Origin of the sequence: Roseomonas aerilata DSM 19363 (assembly GCF_000711725.1) — a bacterium.
Classification (GTDB): Bacteria; Pseudomonadota; Alphaproteobacteria; order Acetobacterales; family Acetobacteraceae; genus Roseomonas; species Roseomonas aerilata.
In genome coordinates, this window is sequence record NZ_JONP01000007.1 from 14,376 (window position 1) to 35,581 (window position 21,206).

General features: G+C 72.0%; 18 protein-coding genes. 13 read left to right on the forward strand and 5 right to left on the reverse strand.

The window, feature by feature from the left end; all coding sequences use genetic code 11:
• Window positions 1-17: 17 nt before the first annotated feature.
• Both BO39_RS09715 and BO39_RS09720 read right to left on the reverse strand, forming a co-directional pair.
• Complete coding sequence (locus BO39_RS09715) at window positions 18-635, reverse strand: Maf family nucleotide pyrophosphatase (RefSeq protein WP_043832527.1); 618 nt, start codon at window positions 633-635, stop codon at window positions 18-20.
• The gene (locus BO39_RS09720) at window positions 632-1,507 is read right to left on the reverse strand and encodes a pyruvate, water dikinase regulatory protein (RefSeq protein WP_043832528.1); all 876 of its coding nucleotides are present in this window, start codon (window positions 1,505-1,507) and stop codon (window positions 632-634) included. The genes BO39_RS09715 and BO39_RS09720 overlap by 4 nt, the downstream gene beginning before the upstream one ends.
• Before the next feature lie 334 nt (window positions 1,508-1,841).
• Here BO39_RS09720 and hemE point away from each other — a divergent pair, with 334 nt between their 5' ends.
• Both hemE and BO39_RS09730 read left to right on the forward strand, forming a co-directional pair.
• Window positions 1,842-2,891: a uroporphyrinogen decarboxylase gene (gene hemE, locus BO39_RS09725; protein WP_043832529.1), complete on the forward strand. Its 1,050-nt coding sequence runs from the start codon at window positions 1,842-1,844 to the stop codon at window positions 2,889-2,891.
• A 358-nt stretch (window positions 2,892-3,249) separates the two neighbouring features.
• Window positions 3,250-4,038 (forward strand): SDR family oxidoreductase, encoded by a 789-nt coding sequence (locus tag BO39_RS09730; RefSeq protein WP_043832531.1) that lies wholly within the window; start codon window positions 3,250-3,252, stop codon window positions 4,036-4,038.
• 35 nt (window positions 4,039-4,073) lie between these two features.
• Here the strand turns inward: BO39_RS09730 and BO39_RS29790 are convergent, their stop codons facing one another.
• The gene (locus tag BO39_RS29790; protein ID WP_052401874.1) at window positions 4,074-6,527 is read right to left on the reverse strand and encodes a hybrid sensor histidine kinase/response regulator; all 2,454 of its coding nucleotides are present in this window, start codon (window positions 6,525-6,527) and stop codon (window positions 4,074-4,076) included.
• 291 nt (window positions 6,528-6,818) lie between these two features.
• Here BO39_RS29790 and BO39_RS29795 point away from each other — a divergent pair, with 291 nt between their 5' ends.
• The 4 genes from BO39_RS29795 to BO39_RS09755 all read left to right on the forward strand — a co-directional run bounded on the left by BO39_RS29795 (window position 6,819) and on the right by BO39_RS09755 (window position 10,084).
• Window positions 6,819-7,616, forward strand: a complete 798-nt coding sequence (locus tag BO39_RS29795; RefSeq protein ID WP_052401875.1) for an alpha/beta fold hydrolase — start codon at window positions 6,819-6,821, stop codon at window positions 7,614-7,616.
• On the forward strand, window positions 7,613-8,023 hold the full coding sequence (locus BO39_RS09745; RefSeq protein WP_043832533.1) for a GFA family protein: 411 nt from the start codon (window positions 7,613-7,615) through the stop codon (window positions 8,021-8,023). Before BO39_RS29795 ends, BO39_RS09745 begins: the two co-directional genes overlap by 4 nt.
• A gap of 293 nt (window positions 8,024-8,316) precedes the next feature.
• Entirely contained in the window at window positions 8,317-9,222 is a 906-nt protein-coding gene (locus BO39_RS09750; RefSeq protein WP_084697993.1) for an oxygenase MpaB family protein, read from the forward strand.
• A 100-nt stretch (window positions 9,223-9,322) separates the two neighbouring features.
• Window positions 9,323-10,084 carry a trypsin-like serine peptidase gene (locus BO39_RS09755; protein ID WP_052401876.1) on the forward strand — a complete coding sequence of 254 codons (762 nt, stop codon included), beginning with the start codon at window positions 9,323-9,325 and terminating at the stop codon, window positions 10,082-10,084.
• 216 nt (window positions 10,085-10,300) lie between these two features.
• Here BO39_RS09755 and BO39_RS09760 read toward each other — a convergent pair whose 3' ends face one another.
• Window positions 10,301-11,908 carry a hypothetical protein gene (locus tag BO39_RS09760; protein WP_156963613.1) on the reverse strand — a complete coding sequence of 536 codons (1,608 nt, stop codon included), beginning with the start codon at window positions 11,906-11,908 and terminating at the stop codon, window positions 10,301-10,303.
• Between the two features lie 629 nt (window positions 11,909-12,537).
• On the opposite strand from BO39_RS09760, the gene BO39_RS09765 reads away from it, so the two are divergent.
• The 3 genes from BO39_RS09765 to BO39_RS09775 are packed head-to-tail and all read left to right on the forward strand — an operon-like array spanning window position 12,538 to window position 16,100.
• Window positions 12,538-13,662, forward strand: coding sequence for a glycosyltransferase (locus tag BO39_RS09765; RefSeq protein WP_211257416.1), 1,125 nt, complete (start codon window positions 12,538-12,540; stop codon window positions 13,660-13,662).
• Window positions 13,655-14,806: a UDP-galactopyranose mutase gene (gene glf, locus BO39_RS09770; RefSeq protein WP_043832539.1), complete on the forward strand. Its 1,152-nt coding sequence runs from the start codon at window positions 13,655-13,657 to the stop codon at window positions 14,804-14,806. Before BO39_RS09765 ends, glf begins: the two co-directional genes overlap by 8 nt.
• Window positions 14,807-14,813: 7 nt before the next feature.
• The gene (locus tag BO39_RS09775) at window positions 14,814-16,100 is read left to right on the forward strand and encodes a beta-glucosidase (RefSeq protein WP_211257417.1); all 1,287 of its coding nucleotides are present in this window, start codon (window positions 14,814-14,816) and stop codon (window positions 16,098-16,100) included.
• A gap of 216 nt (window positions 16,101-16,316) precedes the next feature.
• Here BO39_RS09775 and BO39_RS09780 read toward each other — a convergent pair whose 3' ends face one another.
• Window positions 16,317-17,300 carry a Bug family tripartite tricarboxylate transporter substrate binding protein gene (locus BO39_RS09780; RefSeq protein WP_043832541.1) on the reverse strand — a complete coding sequence of 328 codons (984 nt, stop codon included), beginning with the start codon at window positions 17,298-17,300 and terminating at the stop codon, window positions 16,317-16,319.
• 188 nt (window positions 17,301-17,488) lie between these two features.
• On the opposite strand from BO39_RS09780, the gene BO39_RS09785 reads away from it, so the two are divergent.
• The 4 genes from BO39_RS09785 to hemJ all read left to right on the forward strand — a co-directional run bounded on the left by BO39_RS09785 (window position 17,489) and on the right by hemJ (window position 21,069).
• Complete coding sequence (locus BO39_RS09785; protein ID WP_052401878.1) at window positions 17,489-18,511, forward strand: alpha/beta fold hydrolase; 1,023 nt, start codon at window positions 17,489-17,491, stop codon at window positions 18,509-18,511.
• A gap of 280 nt (window positions 18,512-18,791) precedes the next feature.
• Window positions 18,792-19,943 carry a ferrochelatase gene (gene hemH / locus BO39_RS09790; protein WP_084697995.1) on the forward strand — a complete coding sequence of 384 codons (1,152 nt, stop codon included), beginning with the start codon at window positions 18,792-18,794 and terminating at the stop codon, window positions 19,941-19,943.
• A complete protein-coding gene (locus BO39_RS09795; RefSeq protein WP_043832544.1) occupies window positions 19,940-20,620 on the forward strand; it encodes an HAD family hydrolase in 681 nt (226 codons plus the stop codon). Before hemH ends, BO39_RS09795 begins: the two co-directional genes overlap by 4 nt.
• Window positions 20,617-21,069: a protoporphyrinogen oxidase HemJ gene (gene hemJ / locus BO39_RS09800; protein ID WP_043832546.1), complete on the forward strand. Its 453-nt coding sequence runs from the start codon at window positions 20,617-20,619 to the stop codon at window positions 21,067-21,069. The genes BO39_RS09795 and hemJ overlap by 4 nt, the downstream gene beginning before the upstream one ends.
• Window positions 21,070-21,206: the final 137 nt, after the last annotated feature.

A 21,206-nucleotide genomic window follows, 5' to 3' on the forward strand; every position in this document is an offset into this window, starting at 1 on the left:
CTTTCTCTCCCCCAGGGTCACCCGCGCAGAACCTCGTGCTGCCGCAGGAATCCCAGCAGGGCCAGGAGCGGCAGCCCGAGGATGGCCGCGTGCTCGCCGTCCACGCGGTCGAAGAGGTGCACGCCCGGTCCTTCCAGGCGGTAGGCGCCCACGCTTTCCGTCACGCGATCGCCCTCCAGCGAGAGGTAGGCGTCGAGGAAGGCATCGGAGAAGGGGCGCATGGTCAGGCGCGGCGTGGCGACGTGCTGCCAGATGCGTTCGCCGCCGCGCCAACACAGCACGGCGGTGACGAGCTGGTGGGTCCCGCCGCGCAGGGCCTGGAGGTGGGCGCGGGCGCCGGCGGGGTTCTCGGGCTTGTCGAACCAGCGGTCGCCGAGAACGAGGATTTGGTCGCAGCCGATGACGAGGGCCTCGGGCCGGCGGGCGGCGATGCGCCGGGCCTTCGCCTCGGCCAGCATCAGGGCGGCGTCGGCGGCGGGGAAGCCCTCGGCCTTGGCGCTCTCCTTGATGGAGGCCTCGTCCACGGCGGCGGCGAGGGCTTCGAAGCGCAGGCCGGCGGCGTCAAGCAGGGCGCGGCGGGCGGAGGAGGCGCTGGCGAGAACCAGGGCCGGGGTTTCGGCCTGAAGCGCGCTCATCGGGCGGGCGGCCCCTGGTTGGCGCCGTGCGGCGTGCCGGGGGGCGCCGTGCGCGCGTGCCAGGCCTCCATGAGCTGGAGGACGGTCGCGGCGGTTTCCTCGATGCTGCGGCGGGTCACGTCGATCACCGGCCAGCCGCGGGCGGTGCAGAGGCGGCGGGCGGCGAGGATCTCGGCCTTTACCGCCTCGGGGTCCACGTAGTCCGTCGCGTCCTGCCGCACGCCGCCGGTGCCGATGAGCTTCAGCCGGTGGCGGCGGATTTCCAGCAGCGCGTTCACCTCGATCGTCAGGCCGATGACGGGGCAGGGCGGGTTGTTCAGCTCCACCGGCAGGGGGGCGCCGGGCACGATGGGCACGTTGGCCGCCTTGATGCCGCGGTTGGCGAGATAGAAGCAGGTGGGCGTCTTACTGCTGCGGGAGACGCCGACGAGGCAGGCATCGGCCTCGGCGATCCCGGCGGTGCCCTGGCCGTCGTCATGCGCGAGGACGTAGTGCATGGCGTCGATGCGGCGGAAGTAGTCTGCGTCCAGCACGTGCTGGGCGGCGCGCTTCTCCTTCGCGGCCTCGCCGATCTCGCGCTGGAGGAGGTCGAGCGTCTGGTCGAGCACCGAGAGGCTGGTGACACCGAGGCGGGTGCAGAACTCCTCCAGGCTGTGGCGCAGCGACTTGTCGGCCAGCGTGAAGCAGACCGGGCCCGGCTCGGCCTGGATGCCTTCCAGCACCTGCTCGAGCTGGAAGCGGGAGCGCACGAGGAACCAGCGGTGCTGGATCACATGCGGGTCCTCGAAGCGCGCGAGGGTCGCGCGGGACATCGAGTTGAGGGTTTCCCCCGTGCTGTCGGAGACGAGGTGGAGGTTGATGGTGCGGGGCATGTCGGCGGCAACCTAGCCCAAGCGCGGCCCCGCTGGGGAGGACGCGACTCACGAGGGTGAGTCCTGGGGATGAATTCTGACCTTCCGGGGCGCGCCATGAGTCACGGGGGCGGTGAGTCACGACTCACGCCACCCGGGATAGAATCGCGCTGTAAGGGCTCGAGTCATCCGGAGCGAGTCACCGACTCGCCTCCGATTGCCGAGTCGCCACGCCTTCCAGCCTGTGGAAAACCCTCGGGATGAAATGCGCCGCCCGCTGCGTCCACAGGACTCACAGGCATCAACCCCTCACCTCATCCTTTCTAAGAATCCTAATTAGAGAGAAAGAGGGGCCATGGACCCCGCGGATAAGCCCTTCCTGAGAGCCCTGGCCGGCGAGGCCGTCTGGCCGCCGCCGATCTGGCTGATGCGCCAGGCGGGGCGCTACCTGCCCGAGTACCGCGCGACGAAGGAGAAGGCGGGCGGCTTCCTCGAGCTCTGCCTCAACCCCGAGCTCTCGGCCGAGGTCACCTTCCAGCCGCTGCGCCGCTTCCCGATGGACGCGGCCATCCTCTTCACCGACCTGCCGATGCTGCCCTGGGCCATGGGGCAGGGGCTGCGCTACGGGCAGGGCGGCAACGACGGGGTGGGGCCCATCCTGGAGCCCGTGTGCGACGCCGCCGGACTCGCCGCCCTTCGCCCGGGGAACGCCGCCCGCCGCGCGGCCCCGATCATGGAGACGGTCTCCCGCATCCGCGCCGGGCTGGAGAGGGACCACCCGGGCACCGCCCTGATCGGCTTCGCGGGCGCCCCCTGGACGGTCGCCTGCTACATGATCGACGGCCGCGGCGGTCACGGCTTCCCCGTCGCGCGCGGGATGGCGGAGGACGACCCCGCTTTCCTCGAATCCCTCTTCGAGATCCTCATCGAGGCGGCCGAGCACTACCTCGTCGCCCAGGCCGAGGCCGGGGCGGAGGCGCTGATGCTCTTCGACTCCTGGGCCGGCCTCCTCCCGCCCGAGGGCTTCGAGCGCTGGGTGCTGGACCCCACCATCGTCCTCACCGCACGCCTTCGCGCCCGCCTGGGGCCGGATTTCCCCCTCATCGGCTTCCCCCGCCTCGCCGGGGACGGCATCCCCGCCTACGCGGCGCGCGCGGGCGTCAACGCGGTGGGGCTGGACGAGACGGTGGACCTCACCGGCCCGCTGCCGGAGGGCGTCACCCTCCAGGGCAACCTCGACTCCCGCACCCTCGTGGCCGGCGGGGAGGCGCTGCAGGAGGCCACGGCCCACATCCTCGACGCGATGCGCGGGCGGCCCTTCGTGTTCAACCTCGGGCACGGGATCACGCCGGATACGCCGATCGAGCACGTGGCGGCGCTGGTGGAACGGGTGCATCGGGGATAGGGCCGGCGCTGGTGGCCCCGGGGAGAGGAAGAGGGAATTCTTCCTCTCCCCGGACCCCTCACCATCATCTTTTTCCTCGAATTTGAGTGGCTTAGGGGCCTGTGCGCCTTGGGTCGTGGACCCGAGGCGACTGCACGCGCAGGAAAGGCACCTGGAAGGACCCGGCCTTTGGTCATCGTATCCGCGACAGCCAGATGGGGATCCAAGGGCCTCAGGCCCTTGGCGGATCCGAGGCACTGCCTCGGATGTCCGGAGAGGGAGGAGCCCTCTCCCGGAGCCGCCCGAGCCGACAGCCCCCTGATTGACACTCGCGCCCCCGCCGGGAAGCCTCCCGCCCCGTAAGGAAGAGGAAGCGCCCATGGATCTCGCCCTGCGCGGTCGCCGCGCCGTCGTGACCGGCGGTTCCCTCGGCATCGGCCGGGCGATCGCGCGGGAGCTGGCGGCGGAGGGCGTGGCCGTCGCCATCGTCGCCCGCGACGCGGCGCGGCTGGAGGCGGCGGCGCGCGCCCTCGCGGATGAGACGGGGGGAACCGTCATCCCCCTCCCCGCCGATCTCTCGGCCGCCGAAGGCGCGGAGGCGGCGATGGAGGCCGCGAGGAACGCCCTCGGCGGCGTCGATATCCTCGTGAACAACGCGGGCGCGACGCCGATGGGCCGCATCGGCGACACGCCGGACGCCACCTGGGCGAAGTCGATCAACCTCAAGCTCATGGGCTATGCCCGCTGCGCGCGGGCGCTGACGCCGGCGATGCGCGAGCGTCGCTGGGGGCGCGTGATCAACATCATCGGCCGCTCCGGCCACCAGCCGCGGGCGAACTACATCGTCGGTAGCTCGGTGAACGCCTCGCTGCTCGCCTTCACCCACGCGCTGGCGCAGGAATGCGCCCCGGACAACGTGCTGGTGACGGGCGTGAACCCCGGGCCCATCCAGACCCCCCGCTGGGACACGCTGACGGCCCAGGGCGCCGCCGACACCGGCCGCAGCGCGGAGGCCGAGAACCGGGCGGCCGTGGAGAGCACCGCCCTAGGCCGCCTCGGCACGCCGGAGGAGGTGGCGGGGCTGATTGCCTTCCTCTGCTCCGACCGGGCGGGCTACATCACCGGCACGATGATCGATGTGGATGGCGGCGGCACACGCTGCATCTAGGCCGCGGCGCTGCCGGCCATGTGGACGCCCGGTCCTTACCCGGCCGAGGTGAGGCTGGTCAGGCGGTCCGCCAGATCCGAGCCGAGCACGGGCTTGCGCAGGAGGGAGAAGTTCTGCGTCATGGCCCCCTCCAGCGCGAGCGGCACGCCGTCCTCGGCATTGCCGGTCAGCAGGACGGTGGGAATGGATGCTCGCCGCTTCCTGACGGCGCGGATGAGTTCGAGCCCGTTCATGCCGGGCATGTTGAGGTCGGTGACAAGCGCATCCACCATGCCCGCCCGGTCCAGCAGCGACAGCGCTTCCTCGGCACCCCGGGCGGGCAGCACCTCGTAGCCCTCGTCCTCCAGCTCGGTGACAAGCACCTCCCGCACGACATCCTCGTCCTCGACGAGAAGGACCAGGGGCTTCCGGGCCACCGGATGCTCGCCCGCCTCCTCCGCGCGGGCATCGCCCGGACTTGCGGCCGCACCCCTCGCCGGCTCCCTTACCGGCTCATTCACGGGCTCCTTCACCGGGAACCACAGGAACACGGTCGTCCCCTCGCCCAGCCTGCTCTCGATGGCCAGGGCGCCGCCGGACTGTTCCACAAAGCCCCTGGCCATCGCCAGGCCCAGCCCGTTGCCCTCGCCGCGGCCCTTCGTGGTGAAGAACGGCTCGGCCGCGCGCGCAAGCGTCTTGCCGTCCATGCCGACGCCGGTATCGGTCACGGCCAGGCGGATATACCCGCCTGGCTGCAGCCCGCCCGGCGCCGCCCGCCCGGCGATGGTTTCCGCACTGGCGGCGAAGGTCAGTGATCCACCCCCCTGCATGGCGTCACGCGCATTCGTGGCCAGGTTCACCAGCACCGTCTCGAGCTGGCCCCTGTCGGCGAGCAGCCACGGGAAGGGCGAAGGCACGACGACACGGACCGCGATATGCGATCCCAGCGTGTGGGACAGGATTTCCTGCAACCCCGCGAAGAGCGCGGCGACGTCGATGGGCTCGGCCCTGAGGTCGCTCTGCTGCGCGAAGGCGAGAAGCCGGCGTGTCACGGAGGTGCCGCGCGCCGATGCCTTCAGGATCAGCCGGGCGAAGCGGCGCACCGCCTCCGGATCGGCCGCGCGCCGGTCGATCGTCGCCGCGCAGCCTGTCGTCGCCTGCAGCACATTGTTGAAGTCGTGCGCGATCCCGCCGGCGAGCTGGCCGAGCGCCTGCATGCGCTGCGCGAGGGCGGCCTTGGCCTGGGCCTCCTCCCGTGCGGAGACCTCCGCCTCGACCCGGGCCTGAAGTTCCTCGTTCAGTCGCCGAAGGTCCGCCTGGGCCCTGTCCCGCTCCGCGCTCGAAACCCGCAGGTTAGCGGCCGCCTCCGCGAGCGACGCGGAGACCCCGTTCACCTCCAGTATCGAGGTCGAGACCGGGGAAAGCGGGGCCGCGCGCCCCACTTCGCGGGTCATGGAGCTGAGCACCCCGATCGCATACGCGAGCTGCCGGGCGTAGAGCAGCGTCGCGGCGGCCGACAGTCCCAGCCCGATCAGGCCTACCCAGCCGAAATAGCGCATGGACTGCCGGAGCGGCGCGCTCAGCATGGCTTCCGGCACGCCGGTCGCGACGCGCCAGCCCCAGCCCGGCAGACGGACATAGGCGCCCCATACGGGCACGCCGGCGACATTCACGCTGCGCACGCTTCCCTCCGCGGCCGTGACGTTCGCCCGCAGGGCCGGGTTGGCCAGTTGCCCGACGAAGCGGTCGTGCTCCGCGGAGCGCGCGACGATCCGGTCCTGCCGGTCGAGGATGGAAACCACCCATCCCGGCGCCGTCCGGTCACCCGAGAGAAGCGAGGTCAGGCGCTGCGCCCGCACGGCGATGTTGAGGGCGAAGACCACCTCGCCATCCCGCATGACCGGGGCATCGAGAAGCACATAGGGCTGTCGGTCCGTCGTGCCGACATACAGGTCCGAGACACAGGGCGCCCCCGTCCTGAACACGCACTCGTCCGCCGCCAGGACAGCCGGGGCCGCCGTGACCGGAAGCGGCGTTCCGAATGGGAACAAGGTATTGATCAGCTGCTGTCCCGAACGGTCGCGCATGACGATGGCGCCGCCCGGCGGCGCCATCTGCGCCGCCTGCTCGTGGAACCGCCGGAGGTCGCCGTCCTGGATGGCCGGCGAGGTGGCGAGGGCCTTGAGGATCCCGCTGTAGCTGGCGAGCTCGCGATCCAGGTCGAAGGCCAGGTTGCGCGTGACCAGGATCGTCTGGTGCTCGTACTCGCGGCGCGCCTGCTGAACCGCGACCCAGCCAGCCAGGCCGAGAAGGCAAAGCAGGGGAACGATGATCGAAAGGGCGAAGACGGCGAGATGCGCCCGGACCGAAAGGACGAGCCGCGCCGGGCGTTCAGGTGCAGCGATGGTGGAATTCCCCCATGTCGACCGGTCCTGCTTACGACGCGGAGGTGCCCCCTTACTCTCCGCGCCAGGCCGCGATCCATGTCTGTTCGTATTCGTTCCGGTCAAGCCCTGGTGAGGGATTCCTGCTTTGCCCGACATGAGGCGGCCCACCCGGGCGTTGAGGCGCGAAGCCTGGGAAGCGTGCCGGATTTCCCGGCCCGTGCTTGTCAGGAAGGCTGCCCTGGTGAACATCTCCGTGCCCGGGCCGGGGCCGTCCCCGCGCAACTGCCCGCTGCCTGCCCCTGGCCACGGGCCTCACTATGGGCCCTGGGCGCGGAGCCGCAGGCGGGCACCCCCGCATGCCGCTTCCGCCTGCCGCCCCTATCCCACCGCGGCGTCCGCCGCCCCGAGGATCCCATGCCCGACTTCGAGAGCGCCCCCGGCGTCACCCTCCACTACACGGTGGACGACTTCACCGATCCCTGGACGCCGGCGCCCACCGTCATCCTCCTCCATGGCCTGGCGGAGAGCGGGGAGGCCTTCCGCGCCTTCGTGCCCTACCTCGCCCGACGGCACCGCGTGGTGCGCCTCGACAACCGCGGCTACGGCCGCTCCCCGGCGCTGCCCGCCGATCATCCCTGGCGCTTCGACAGCCTGGTTGCGGACGTGGTTGCGCTGATCCGCCACCTCGGGATCGAGCGCGCGCATCTCGTTGGCGGGAAGATCGGCGGCACCATCGCGCTGGCCACCGCCGCACGGCACCCGGAACTGGTGGGGCGGCTGGCCGTGCTCGGGGGCCCGGCCTCGCTGACGGGCATGATCACCCGCACCCCCGCCTGGCGCGCCCAGATCGCGGCCGAGGGCGTGCGCCCCTGGGTGCGCGCCTCCAATGCCGGCCGCCTGGGCACGCGGATGAGCCCCGCCCAGTTGCAATGGTGGGAGGACCTGATGTCCGGCACCGCCGCCTCCACGCTGGAGGGCTTCCTCCAGATGGTGCCGACGGTGGACGTGACGGCGGAGGTGGAGCGCATCCGCGCCCCCACCCTCGTGGTCACCACCACCGGCAGCGGCCTCGGCTCGGCGGACGAGGTGCGCGCCTGGCAGGAGCGCATCCCGGACTCCCGCCTCGTCGTGCTGGAGAACGACTCCTACCACGTCGCCGCCTCCGACCCCGACGAGACGGCGGCGCTGGTGCGGGACTTTCTGGCGGAATGAGCGCCCCTCTCACGGGCCGCTGCCTCTGCGGCGCCGTGCGCTTCACCCTCGCCACGCGGCCCCTCGCTGCGCGCGCCTGCTGGTGCCGGACCTGCCAGTACCTCTCCTCCGGCAACGCCTCCGTCGGCGCCATCTTCCGCCGTGCCGACCTCACCCTCACCGGCGAGACGGCCGAGTTCACCAGCGCGGCCGACAGCGGCACCCCCGTCCGCCGCCGCTTCTGCCCCCGCTGCGGCACGCCCCTCTTCGCCGAGGCGCCCAACGCGCCGGACCTCCTCCTCGTGCGGGCGGGGGCGCTGGACGATCCGGAAGCGGCCCGGCCGGAGCGCACCATCTGGACCCGCTCCGCGCCCGCCTGGGGGCTGATCGACCCGGGGCTGCCGTGCTGCGAGGGGCAGCCTTCCTGATCGGGCGGCGCGGGCTGCCCCGGGGAGAGGAAGAAGGAATTCTTCCTCTCCCCGGCCCCCTCTCCATCATCTTTTTCTTCGAATTTGAACGGTCCTGCGGCCTGTGCGCCTCGGGTCGTGGACCCGAGGCGACGGAACGATCAGGAAGGTTCCGCGACAGCCAGACGGGGGTCCAGGGGCCTCAGGCCCTTGGCGGGTGAGGTTTGGAGAGGGCGGCGCCCTCTCCAAGGCCACCAGCGTATCCGGAAGCCTGCGCCAGTGCTTCGGTCACCCCATATCCAGGCGGCCACCCCATGCCCCTGACCCTCCCCCGCCCCTTGCAGTATTGGACCGAGGCGACCGCCGCCGCCCTCCTGCACCCGCCCGGCGCCTCGCCGACCGATTTTGCCGAACCCGCTGGCGAGGCGGCGCTGGCGGCGGCGGATTCCGTCGCCTGGCGGGTCTTCAAGAACCCGGTCGCGCTCTTCGTCGGCGGGGTGGCGGCGGTCATCCTGGAACTGGCCGAGCCGCGCGTCCGCACCGGCGTCTGGGAGCACACGGGCTTCCGCGAGGATCCGCTCGGGCGGCTCCAGCGCACCGGGCTTGCCGCCATGGTCACGGTCTATGGCCCGCGGAGCGTGGCGGAGCGGATGATCGCCCGCATCGTCCGCGCCCATGAGGCGGTGCGGGGCCATACGCCTTCCGGCGAGCCCTACCACGCCAACGACCCGGAACTGCTGCGCTGGGTGCAGGCCACCGCCGCCTTCGGCTTCGGCGAGGCCTATAGCCGCTACGTCCGCCCGCTCTCCGGCGAGAGCTTCGACCAGCTGCTGGCGGAGGGCGCCCCCGCCGCAGAGCTCTACGGCGCGGAGGGCGTGCCGACCTCGCGCGCCGGGCTGGCGGCGCTGTTCGATGCCACGAGGCCGCGTCTCGAGCCCTCCCCCATCCTCGCGGAGTTCCTGCGGATCATGCGCCGCGCCCCGGTTCTGCCGGTGCCGCTGCGGCTGCTGCAGGGCCTGCTGGTGCGCGCCGCCGTGGACCTTCTCCCCGAACCCGACCGCCGCCGCCTTGGCCTCCTCGCCGAAGGCCTGCGGCCCTGGGAGAGGCCGCTCCTCCGCGCCATGGGGCGTCTCGCGGACCGGCTTGTGCTGCGGAACGGCCCCGCGGTCCGCGCCTGTCTCCGTCTCGGCCTGCCCGCGGATTACCTCTACGGCCGCTGATCCGTTGCCAAGAAGGGACGGCGGCAACATCTCCTGGGGCAGCCTGCCCGCTCCGAGCCCCATGGCGGGGCGCGGCGGCGGCACCGGAACACAGCCCTGCATGACGCGACCTCCCGCCTCTCTCGCGCCCGCCCTCCTCCTGGCCGCGGCCCTCTCCGCCTGCGCGGCGCCCCTGCCGGGCATCGGGCCCGGCTCGAAGCGGGAGGCCGTGGATGTGACCGCCGCGCCCTGGCGCTCCCTCGGCCTGGTGGAGACCGCGGCGGGCGGCCGCTGCACCGGCGCGCTCGTCAGCCCCAACACCGTCCTCACCGCCGCGCACTGCCTCATCGACCCGCGCACCACCCAGCCCGTCCCGGCCGGCGCGGTGCGCTTCACCCTCGCCGCCTCCCCGACCGGCGGCACGGGACAGGCGCGGGCCTTCCAGGCGGTCATCGGGCCCAACTTCTCCGTCGCGCCCGGACCCCGCCCCGACCCGAAGGCGCCGCCCGATTCTGATTGGGCCATCCTGATGCTGGATCAGCCCATCGCCGCCCCCTCCCTCGCCCTCTCGCTGGAAGCTGGCTACCTCCTGCCGGGCACCGCCCTCGCCTTCGGCGGCTACCAGGCGGACCGCGATCTGGAGATGGTGGCCGACACCGCCTGCGCCGTGGCTGGCTACGCCCGCGATCCCGCCGGGCACGTCATGCTCCACCACTCCTGCGCGGGCACGGTCGGCGCCAGCGGCGGGCCCCTCCTCGCGCGGCTGCCCAACGGCGGCTGGGTGGTGGCAGGGATCGGGTCGCTCGCGGAAGGCGGCGTCACCGGGGGATGGGCGGTGCCGACCGCCTCGATCGCGCGGGTGGCGCTGAGCGGCCGGCGCTGACGACCCTAGGGGAGGAAGAAGGACTTCTTCCTCCCCCAGACCCCCTCCATCATCTTTTTCGAGTTGAAGATGCTTGGCGGCCGGTGCGCCTCGGGTCATGGACCCGAGGCGACGACCCACAAAGGAAGGTTCCGCGACAGCCAGAAAGAGAAAGATGAGGGAGGGTCCAGGGAGGGAGAATTCCTTCTCCCTCCCTGGAGTCACCAAAGCCGTCCGCTAAGGACCCCCACCGGGCCAGCAAGGCGGCGAGACGCCCGGCGCCGGCACGAGGCGAAGGATCGGATCCCGCATCCAGGCCTGGAGGGCGGGTTCCGGCCAGGGCGCGATGTAGTGGGCCCAGTCCGTCGAATCCTCGAAGACCGATTGCCGCGCGGCCTCGGGGAAGGAGCAATGGGTGCTCGCCGCCCAGGGCCGGTGGGTGACGAGAAGGCTGCCCTCCATCGCCGAGCCCGCGGTGCCGAGAACCACGCAGGCCAGCAGCACCCGCCGCGCCCATTGGCGGCGACGGTCCGGCGCGGGCGCCAGCAGGGCGGTGCCGGCCACCACCGCGAGCACCGCCAGCGGCACCATGCCGCCCCGCGCCGTCATCTCGTTGCCCGGCCCGAAGACATAGCCTGGCAGCACGCAGAGGATGGCAGTGGAGAAGCCCAGCAGCCGGCTGCGGAGAAGGAGGGCGGAGGGCACCGCCCAGCACAGCACCTCCACCACCAGGAACAGCGCCCAGACGCCGAGGGAGCGCGCCCAAGGGTGGACGGTGAGCAGGAAGCCGTGCGGCACCGCCGACGACCCCGCGACAAGGTAGAGGCAGACCGGCACCGCGAGCGCCAGGGAGACGAGGTTCGGGAGGGCGGGGATGGCCGAGAGCACGGCGCGCCAGCCCTGGCGCAGCGCCATGAAGCCGCCGAGCAGCGCGGCGCCGGCGGCCGAGACCGGGCTCCAGAAGGCCGCGCCGACGACGAGAGGCCCGAGGCCGCGCAGGAAGGCCGGGTTCGACCCGTGGCGCATCAGCAGCAGCGCCGGCAGCCAGGCCGGCAGCGCGTGGTTGGGCACCCAGAGCAGCGCGGTGACATGGCCGGAATACTGGAAGAAGCGCGGCCACCACTCGCCGCCACGCCCCCAGCTGCCGAAGATCCCGGCGCCGAAGGTCCCGTCGAGATACATGTTCGGCAGGATGTCGAGCCCGCCGAAGACCACGAACAGGCCGGCGAGGAGGGCGAAGGCCCCCCGCCGCCCGGGCGCGACCCGCTGCGCGACCGAGCGCAGCAGCATCAGCAGCAGGCCGAGCCCGAGGCCGGTCCAGGCCCAGAGCGCCGCCTCCGCCGCCCGCAGCCCCGCCAGGCGCCCGAGCAGCCCGGCCGGCGTGTAATAGCCGAGCGGCGCGCGCAGCAGCCAGTTCTCGCCGCTCTCCGCGTGCTGGTGGACCACGGGCCAGGGGCCGGTGGAGAGATCGTGCAGCACCGCGTCCCGGATCTGCCAGTCAGCGGCGCTGTAGACGAGGTGGTGCGCCCCGCTCGCCCCCGCCCAGAGCAGGCCAAGCGCGAGCAGCAGCAGCGTCCGCCCCTTGGGCAGGGGCCACCCGCCCCGCCAGCCCGGCAGGCGCGCGATCGCCAGCAGCCCCGCCACGACAGCGATGGCACCCAGCCACGGCACCGCCCAGCCGCCGAGGAACACGAGGCTCGGCACGAGCATGTAGATCGTGACCGCGAGGGAGAGCCCGTCCGGCGACGCCTGCCCGAGCAGCGCGTCGAGGTCCGGCCGGGCCGCATTGCGACCCAGTGCCGGGAAACTCTCGTCGGTCGCCGCGGGCGAGGCCGGAGGGGGCACCCTGCGCGCGCCATCGCCTGTCAGCTGGCCGCCTTCCATGCGCGGCATATCGCACGCGGCGCGCCGTGGAACCAGCCGCGGCGGCACCGGGCGCGGCGCGTGTCAGCACGGTGAAAGCGGCACCCGCGCGGCCTCTCACGCGAACTTGCGCGGGGCGGCGCCGAGGGCAAGGCGGATGTCGGCGCGGCCGCGTAACATAGGTTAGGTGGAACGCAAGCCGCTGCCGATAAGCACGGGAAATGCTCCGTCACGAACACGCCGAACGCGAAGCGCAGGATCTTTGCGCAACGCGTGAAGGTCTTGCGCGCGGTTTCCCGCGCAGCCCTCGCGCACTCTCGTATTCGTCATCGACAATGGCGGCGCGTGCCACAGTTTTGCCAAGCGCAACCGCTTCATTCGCTGCCATCCGGGCACGAAAGGCCAAGACCGCGACGCGTGCTGCATCGCAGCGCCGCGACGCGCGTTAAGCCGTCACCCCGACAGGTGACCGATCGACCGAGCCGGGGCTGCGGGCATGCTGAAAGGCGGGCCCAACCCCGTAAAGAGGAAGGACTCAGCCCATTTCCGTCGCCCCCGCCGGTGCGCAAGCGCCACTGCTTCTCTGCCTCTCGCATCTCCGTTGGGATTTCGTGTTCCAGCGCCCGCAGCATCTCCTCTCTCGCGCGGCGAAGTCGCACCGCGTGGTCTTCTTCGAGGAGCCGATCCGCAAGCCGGCCGCGCCCGACCTGCCGCGCCTGGAACGCCACATGACGCCGAGCGGCGTCGAGGTCGCGGTGCCGATCCTGCCCGAAGGCATGGACGAGGCCGCGAGCGACGATGCGCAGCGCGCGCTGCTGGACGGCCTGCTCGCCGGCCAGCGCCCGGACATCGCCTGGTACTACACGCCGATGTCGCTCGGCTTCACGACGCACCTGAACCCGGTCGTCACCGTCTATGACTGCATGGACGAGCTCTCGGCTTTCCGCGGCGCTTCGCCCCAGCTCACGCTGCGCGAGCGGCGGCTGCTGCGCCAGGCGGATGTCGTCTTCACCGGCGGGCGCTCGCTCTATGAGGCGAAGCTCGGCCTGCACCCGCGCGTGCACCTCTTCACCTCGGGCGTCGATTCCGCGCATTTCGCGAAGTCCCGCGAGCTGCGCGCCTCCGGCGCGCCCGAGCCCGCGGACCAGGCGAACATCCCGCACCCGCGCATCGGCTGGTTCGGCGTGGTGGACGAGCGCATGGACCTCGGGCTGCTCGACGCCGCCGCGGCGCTGCGCCCGGACTGGTCCTTCGTGATGATCGGCCCCGTGGTGAAGATCGACCCCGCGAGCTGCCCGAAGCGCCCCAACATCCACTGGCTGGGCGGGCGCAAGATGGACGAGCTTCCCGCCTATCTCGCGGGCTGGGACTGCGGCTTCATGAACTTCGCGCTCAACGAGAGCACGCGCTTCATCTCGCCGACGAAGACCCCCGAATACCTCGCCGCCGGCGTGCCGGTGGTCTCCACGCCCATCAAGGACGTGGTGCGCTCCTGGGGCGCGGAAGGCCTCGTCGAGATCGCGTCCAGCGCCGAAGAGGCGGTTGCCGCGATGGAGACGGCCATGTCGCGCCCGCGCGAATCCTGGCTGCCCAAGGCCGATCGCCTTCTCGCCCAGGGTTCCTGGGACTCCATCTGGTCCAGCATGCACGAACTTCTCCGCCAGGCCGCGGCGACGAAGGTTGCCGGCGACGGATCCCTCAATTCCCGCGCGGTCGCGAGTCCGAACCATGTTTGATTGGCTGATCGTCGGTGCCGGCTTCGCCGGCGCCACCCTTGCTGAGCGCATCGCCACCGTGCGCGGCGAGCGCGTTCTCGTCGTGGACCGCCGCGACCACATCGGCGGCAACGCCTATGACGAGCAGGATGCCGCCGGCATCCTGATGCACCGCTACGGCCCGCACATCTTCCACACGAACTCGGACGCGGTGTTCTCGCACCTGTCGCGCTTCACCAAGTGGCGCGCCTACGAGCACCGCGTGCTGGCGAAGCTGGCCGACGGCAAGCTCGTTCCCATGCCGATCAACCGCACGACGGTGAACCGCATGAACGACCTCTCCCTCACGACGGAGGACGAGGTCGAGGCCTTCTTCAACGCGCGCGCCGAGGCCGTGCCGGAGATCCGCTCCTCCGAGGACGTCGTCGTCTCCCGCGTCGGGCGCGAGCTCTACGAGACCTTCTTCCGCGGCTACACCAGGAAGCAATGGGGCCTGGATCCGTCGGAGCTCGACAAGTCCGTCACCTCCCGCGTGCCGACGCGCGCGAACACGGACGACCGCTACTTCACCGACACGCACCAGTTCATGCCGCTCGATGGCTACACCGCCATGTTCAAGCGCATGCTGGACCACCCGAACATCACGGTCCTCACCGGCACCGACTACCGCGACATCAAGGGCAAGGTGCCCTTCCGCCGCATGGTCTGGACCGGCCCGGTGGACGAGTATTTCGACTTCCGCTTCGGCAAGCTCCCCTATCGCAGCCTCACCTTCAAGCACGAGACGCTGGAGCAGGAGTGGTACCAGCCGGTCGGCACGGTGAACTACCCGGGCGAGGAGGTGCCCTACACGCGCATCTCCGAGTACAAGCACCTCACTGGCCAGGTGAACGGGAAGACCACCATCACCACCGAGTTCCCCTCGGCCGAGGGCGACCCCTACTACCCCGTGCCGCGGCCGGAGAACGCGGAGCTCTACAAGCGCTACGAGGCGCTGGCGGACGCGACCGAGGACGTGTGGTTCGTCGGCCGCCTCGCGACCTACCGCTACTACAACATGGACCAGGTCGTGGCGCAGGCGCTGGCCACCTTCCGCCGCATCGAGACAGGCGTGCCGCAGCGTTCGGCCAACGACGCGACGGGCCTCGTCGCGACGGGGGCCTGAACGGGGAATGGCGGAGTCCTCAACGCCCCATTCCCGCGTCTCGCCGAGCTTCTCGCCCAGCTTCTTCATGGGCGGGTTCGAGTGCTCGACGCACCGGCGGGACGACGGCAAGCGCCTCGACCTCATCGCCTCCACCCGCCATGACCTCCTGGCGGAAGTGGACTACGAGGCGCTCGCCGCGCACGGCATCCGCGGCGCGCGGGACGGCGCCCGCTGGCACCTGATCGAGCGCATTCCCGGCCATTACGACTGGTCGCCGGTGCTGCCGCTCATCCGGGCCGCGAAGAAGGCCGGCGTGCGCGTGGCCTGGGATGTCTGCCACTATGGGCATCCCGACCATGTCAGCCCGATGGAGAACGGCTTCGCCGAGGCGCTCTCGCGCTTCGCCGCGGCCTTCGCCCGCCTGCTGCTGGAGGAGGAGGGCGAGCCCCCGATCCTCTGCCCGGTGAACGAGATCTCCTTCTGGGCCTGGGCCGCCGGCGATGTCGGCTACTTCAACCCCGGCCGCCGGCACTGGGGCGGGGAGATGAAGGCGCGCCTCGTCGCCGCCTCCATCGCCGCCGGCCGCGCGGCGCGGGAAGCCGTCCCCGGCACGCGCCTGATCGCCGTGGACCCGATCATCAACGTGATCGCGGAAACGGGTGATGATCCGCGCCACGCGGAGGAGCACCACGAATCCCAGTGGCACGCCTGGGAGGGTCTGCTCGGCCGCGCCATGCCGGAGCTCGGCGGCACGCCCGACGGCTTCGACTTCATGGGCGTGAACTACTACTGGAACAACCAGTTCGTGCGCGAGGGCGACCGCGGCTACACCGTCAAGATCGACGACCCGCGCCACCGGCCGCTGCGCGACCTGCTGGCCGAGGCCTATGCCCGCGTCGGGCGCCCCATGATCATGGCGGAGACGAGCATCGAGGGCACCCCCCGCGCCACCTGGCTCCGCTACGTCTGCGACGAGGTGCGCGCCGCCATGCGCGCGGGCGTGCCGATCGGCGGCATCTGCCTCTACCCCGTCGTCTCGCATCTCGGCTGGGACAACGACCGCTACTGCCCGAACGGCCTGTTCGAGATGCAGCCGGTCCGCGGCCGCCGGCCGGTGGACCAGCCGCTGGCCAAGGAACTCGCGCGCCAGACGGCCCTCTTCGAGGCCTTCCTGCGCGGCGAGGACGTGCCCGAGGAACCCGACGCCGCCGCCGCCTTCTCGGCCGCCTGGGAACACTCCGAAACCGTCCGCCTCTCCGCGGGCGCGGAGGAGGAGCGCGTGTCGCACGAGGTGAGCGCGAGCGAGCACTGACCGGGGCTGCTGGAGAGGGCTCAGCCCTCTCCAGCCAAGGGCCTGAGGCCCTTGGATCCCCGTCTGGCTGTCGCGCAACCTTCCTGAACGTGCAGCCGCCTCGGGTCATCGACCCGAGGCGCACCGACTACTCAGTGTCTCCAACAGATAGAAAAAGATGAGTGGGGGTCCGGGGGAGAGAATTCGTTCTCTCCCCCGGGGGCCACAAGCGCCGCCCTACCCCGCCTGAGCCCCCGAAGCCCGGATCACCCGCGTCCAGGTCGCGCGCTCCCGCGCCATGAACTCCCCGAAGGCATCCCCGGCCAGCGCGCCCGGCTCCGCCCCCGTGGCCGCCAGCTTCGCGCGCAGCCCCGCGTCGGAAAGCGCTTCCGTCACCAGTCCCTCCACCCGCGCACGGAGGGCGGCCGGCATGGCCGCCGGCCCGGCCAGCCCGAACCAGGCCTCGGCCTCAAAGCCCGGCAGCCCGGCCTCGGCCATCGTCGGCACCTCCGGCAGGGCGGCGGCCCGGCGCGCGCCCGCGACGGCCAGCGCCTTCACCCGACCGTCGCGCACCTGCGGCAGCACAGCCGGCAGGTTGTCGAACATTATGCCGATCTGCCCGCCCACGAGGTCCGTCATGGCCGGCGCCGCGCCGCGGTAGGGCACGTGGACGATGTCGATCCCGGCCATGCTGCGGAACAGCTCCCCCGCCAGGTGGTTCGTGCTGCCGTTGCCGGAGGAGCCGAAGGCGATCCGCCCCGGCTGCGCCTTGGCCAGCGCGATCAGCCCGGCCACGTCCCGCACGGGCGTTTCCGGCCCCGCCATCAGCACGATCGGCACCGTCGCGACCAGGGCCAGCGGCGCGAAGTCGCGCTCCGCGACATAGGGCATGGAGGGGAAGAGGGCATTGTTGATCGTCAGCGGCCCCGGTGCGGTCAGCAGCAGGGTGGTTCCGTCCGGCGCCGCCTTGGCCACGCTGTCGGCGCCCACGTTGCCGCCGGCGCCCGAGCGGTTCTCGACCACCCAGGGCTGGCCCGTGCGCTCGCGCAGCACCTCGCAGAGCAGCCGCGCCACGATGTCGTTCGAGCCGCCGGGCGGGAAGGGCACCACCACCCGCACCGGCCGGTCCGGCCAGGCGGCGTGGGTCGCCCCTTGGGCCACCGCCCCCTTCGCGGCACCGGCCGCCAGCGCCATCCCCAGAACACCGCGCCGTCCGAACATGCGCGCCTCCCCGTCATTGTTTGTGGCGAGACTGCCGCCGCCCCTGCCGGAGAGGCAAGCGCGCGGGCTTGCCGCCGGGGGCAGCGCGCAAGCCTTCTGCCGGGGCAGCGCGCAAGCTTGCTGCCGAGCGAACGACGTTGCGTAACAGGCATGGACGGCACCCATTGCCGCGCCCACATCCTCCGCCGATGCCTACCGGTCCCTTTCTGCGCGGCCGCGCCTCGCGCCGGGCGCTCCTCGCCCTGCCGCTCGGCGCCTGCACGCCCCAGGTCATCCCCGCCGGCCCGCCCCAGGCCGAGCCCGCCCTGGCCGAGGACGCGCTGACCATGGAGGACGGCGCGCGCCTGCCGCTGCGCGCCTGGCTGCCCGCCGCCCCGCCGCGCGCCGTCCTGCTCTGCCTGCACGGCTTCAACGACAGCCGGAACTTCATGAGCGAGCCCGCAGCCGCGCTGAACGCCGCCGGCCTCGCCCTCTACGCCTATGATCAACGCGGCTTCGGGGGGGCACCGCACCGGGGCGTCTGGCCCGGCGCGGACACGCTCGCGGCCGACGCCGCCACCGCCGCCCGCCTCCTCAAGGCCCGCCATCCCGGCGTCCCGCTCATCCTCCTCGGCGAGAGCATGGGCGGCGCCGTCCTCCTCCTCGCGGCCACCAGGCCGAACCCGCCGCCGGCCGCGGGCTACGTCCTCCTCGCCCCCGCCGTCTGGGGGCGCGCGACCATGCCGGGGATCATCACCGGCCTTCTCGATGTCCTCACCCACCTCGTGCCGCGCGTCGCCGTCGCCTCGGGCGTGCCGGGCATCGTGCCCACTGACAACATGACCGCCCTCCGCCGCATGGCGCGCGACCCGCTGACCATCCGCGAAACCCGCGTGGACACCACCTCCGGCCTCATCGACCTCATGGACGATGCCCTGGCCGCCGCCCCCCGCCTCGGCCCCGCCATGCCGCCCGTCCTGCTGGTCTATGGCGGCCGGGACCAGCTCGTGCCCCCCGTCGCCACCCGCGCGCTGCTGGACCGCATCCCCGCGGAGGCGCCCGCCCGCGTGGCCTACTACGCGGCCATCCACCACATGCCGCTCCGCGACCTCGGCGCCGGCGCGGTCATCGGCGACATCCTTGCTTGGATCGACAACCCCGCGGTGCCGCTTCCCTCGGGGGCGGACCGTACGGGACTTGCCTGGAGGACGGCGCCTCTTCCAGCCTGGTAGGGCCAGAGAGGGCTCCGCCCTCTCTGGCCCTCTCCCGCCAAGGGCCTGATGCCCCTGGACCCCCATCTGGCTGTCGCGGAACCTTCCCGAACAAGCCGTCGCCTCGGGTCCACGATCCGAGGCGCACCGATCGCCCAGCATCTCCAATCGATAGAAAAAGATGAGAGGGGGTCCGGGGGAGAGAATTCTTTCTCTCCCCAGGGGCCACAAGCGCCAGCCGACCCCGCAAAAGCGCCCCCGCCCCTTGACCCCGCCCCTCGCGGTGGCATGTGGCGGCATCATGAGCATCGCCGCCCCTGTCGCGCCCGCCTCGACCATTCCCAGACCGGGGGCTGGCCGGCGGAAGGTCGCCGTGGTGCTGTTCAACCTCGGCGGTCCGGATAGTCCCGAGGCGGTGCGGCCCTTCCTGACGAACCTCTTCACCGATCCGGCGATCCTGCGCTTCCCAGCGATCTTCCGCATCCCCTTCGGCCGCCTGATCGCCGCCCGCCGCACGAAGGCCGCGACGGAGAACTACGCGATCCTCGGCGGCAAGTCCCCGCTGCGGGAACTGACCGAGGAGCAGGCCGCCGCGCTCGAGGCCTCGTTGCGCGGGGCGGGGATGGAGGCGCGCTGCTTCGTCGCCATGCGCTACTGGCACCCCTTCACCGAGGCCGCGCTGCGCGACGTCATGGCCTGGGCGCCGGACGAGGTGGTGCTGGTGCCCCTCTACCCGCAGTTCAGCACGACGACGACGGGCAGCAGCCTCACTGTCTGGCACGAGGCCGCGCGGAAGGCGGGCTTCGCCGTGCCGACCACCACGCTCTGCTGCTGGCACTCCGACGAGGGCTTCGCCGAGGCCACCGCCGCCATCGTCCGCCGCGCCTGGGACGAGGCGCGCGCGGCGGTGCCGGAGGGTACGAAGCTCCGCCTGCTGTTCAGCGCCCACGGGCTGCCGGAGACGATCGTCAAGCAGGGCGACCCCTACCAGTGGCAGGTGGAGCGCTCCGTCGCGGCCGTCATGGCCGCGCTCGATGACCCCGCCATCGAGCACGGCCTCTGCTACCAGTCCCGCGTCACCCCGCAGAAATGGCTTGGCCCGAGCGCGGAGGAGGCGATCGAGCACGCGGGCAAGGAGGGGGTGGCGCTGCTCGTCTGCCCCATCGCCTTCGTCTCGGAGCATTCGGAGACCCTCGTGGAACTCGACGTGGAATACCGCGAACTCGCGCACAAGGTCGGCGTGCCCGCCTATTTCCGCGTGCCCGCGCAGAACAGCGATGCCGGCTTCATCGCCTCCCTCGCCGCCCTCGTCCGCCGCGCACGCGACGAGACCCGTGGCTCGCGCGATGCCGCGGGCGGGAAGCTCTGCTCCTTCGCCGGCGGGCGGCAATGCCCGAAGCAGCACAAGGGCTGCCCCCACACCGCTGCCCAGCCGCTGCGGGTGGAGGCATGAGCGCCGCCCTCCGCCCCGCCGCCGTCCTCTTCGACTGCGACGGCGTGCTGGCCGACAGCGAGGCGGTCGCCAACGGCGCCATCGCCGACGACCTGACCGAGCGCGGCTGGCCCATGACCATGGAGGAGGCCAAGGCCCTCTTCATGGGAACCGCGCTGCCCGACATCCGCGCCCGCATCGAAGGCCACTTCGGCACCCCCCTAGCGCCGGACTGGGAGGAGAGCGTGGTGGGCCGCATCGTCGCCCGCTACGCCACCGGCGACCTCTCGCCCATCCGCGGCGCCCAGGCGGCGGTGGAGGCGGTGGCGGCCGCCGGCATCCGCATGGCCGTCGCCTCCAATTCCGGCCGGGCCGAACTCCGCAGCAAGGCCGCCATCCTCCCCTTCTTCCACCACTTCGAGGGCCGCCTCCTCTGCTTCGAGGACGTGGCGCGGCCCAAGCCCTGGCCCGACCTCTACCTCGCCGCCGCGAAGCTCGTCGGTGCCGATCCGCGCGACTGCGTGGTGGTGGAGGACAGCATCGCCGGCGCCCGCGCGGGCCTCGCCGCCGGCTGCCGGGTGCTCGGCTTCGCGCAGGAAACACCGGAAGCCGGCCTGCGCGCCGCGGGCGTGACGGAGATCTTCCACGACCACGCCGAACTCCCGGCCCTGCTCGGCATCGGCAGGATGGCCGCGTGACCATCCCCTGGCTCGCCGATCTCTACCCCTGGACCAAGGCGCTGCACCTCATCGCGGTCTTCGCCTGGATGGCCGGGATGTTCTACCTGCCCCGTCTCTACGTGTACCACTCCACCGTCCCCGTCGGCGGAGAGGCCTCCGAACTCCTCAAGGTGATGGAACGCCGCCTGCTCCGCGCCATCATCAACCCCGCCATGGCCGCCGCCTGGCTGCTCGGCATCACCCTCGTGCTCACCCCCGGTATCGTCGACTGGCACGCCGGCTGGTGGCACGGAAAAATGGCCGGCTTCCTCGGCATGAGCGCCTTCCACGGCACCCTGGCCGCCGCCCGCAAGGGCTTCGCCCGCGACGAACGACCGAAGACGGAACGCTACTGGCGCATCGCCAACGAGGTGCCGACGCTCCTGCTGATCCTCATCGTGATCATGGTGATCGTAAAGCCATTCTAGGGCCGGTTCTCTGGAGAGGGCGCTGCCCTCTCCAGGCCTCTCCCGCCAAGGGCCTGAGGCCCCTGGACCCCCATCTGTCAGCTCTTCCTGAACATGCAGTCGCCTCGGGTCCACGACCCGAGGCGCACCGTCCACCC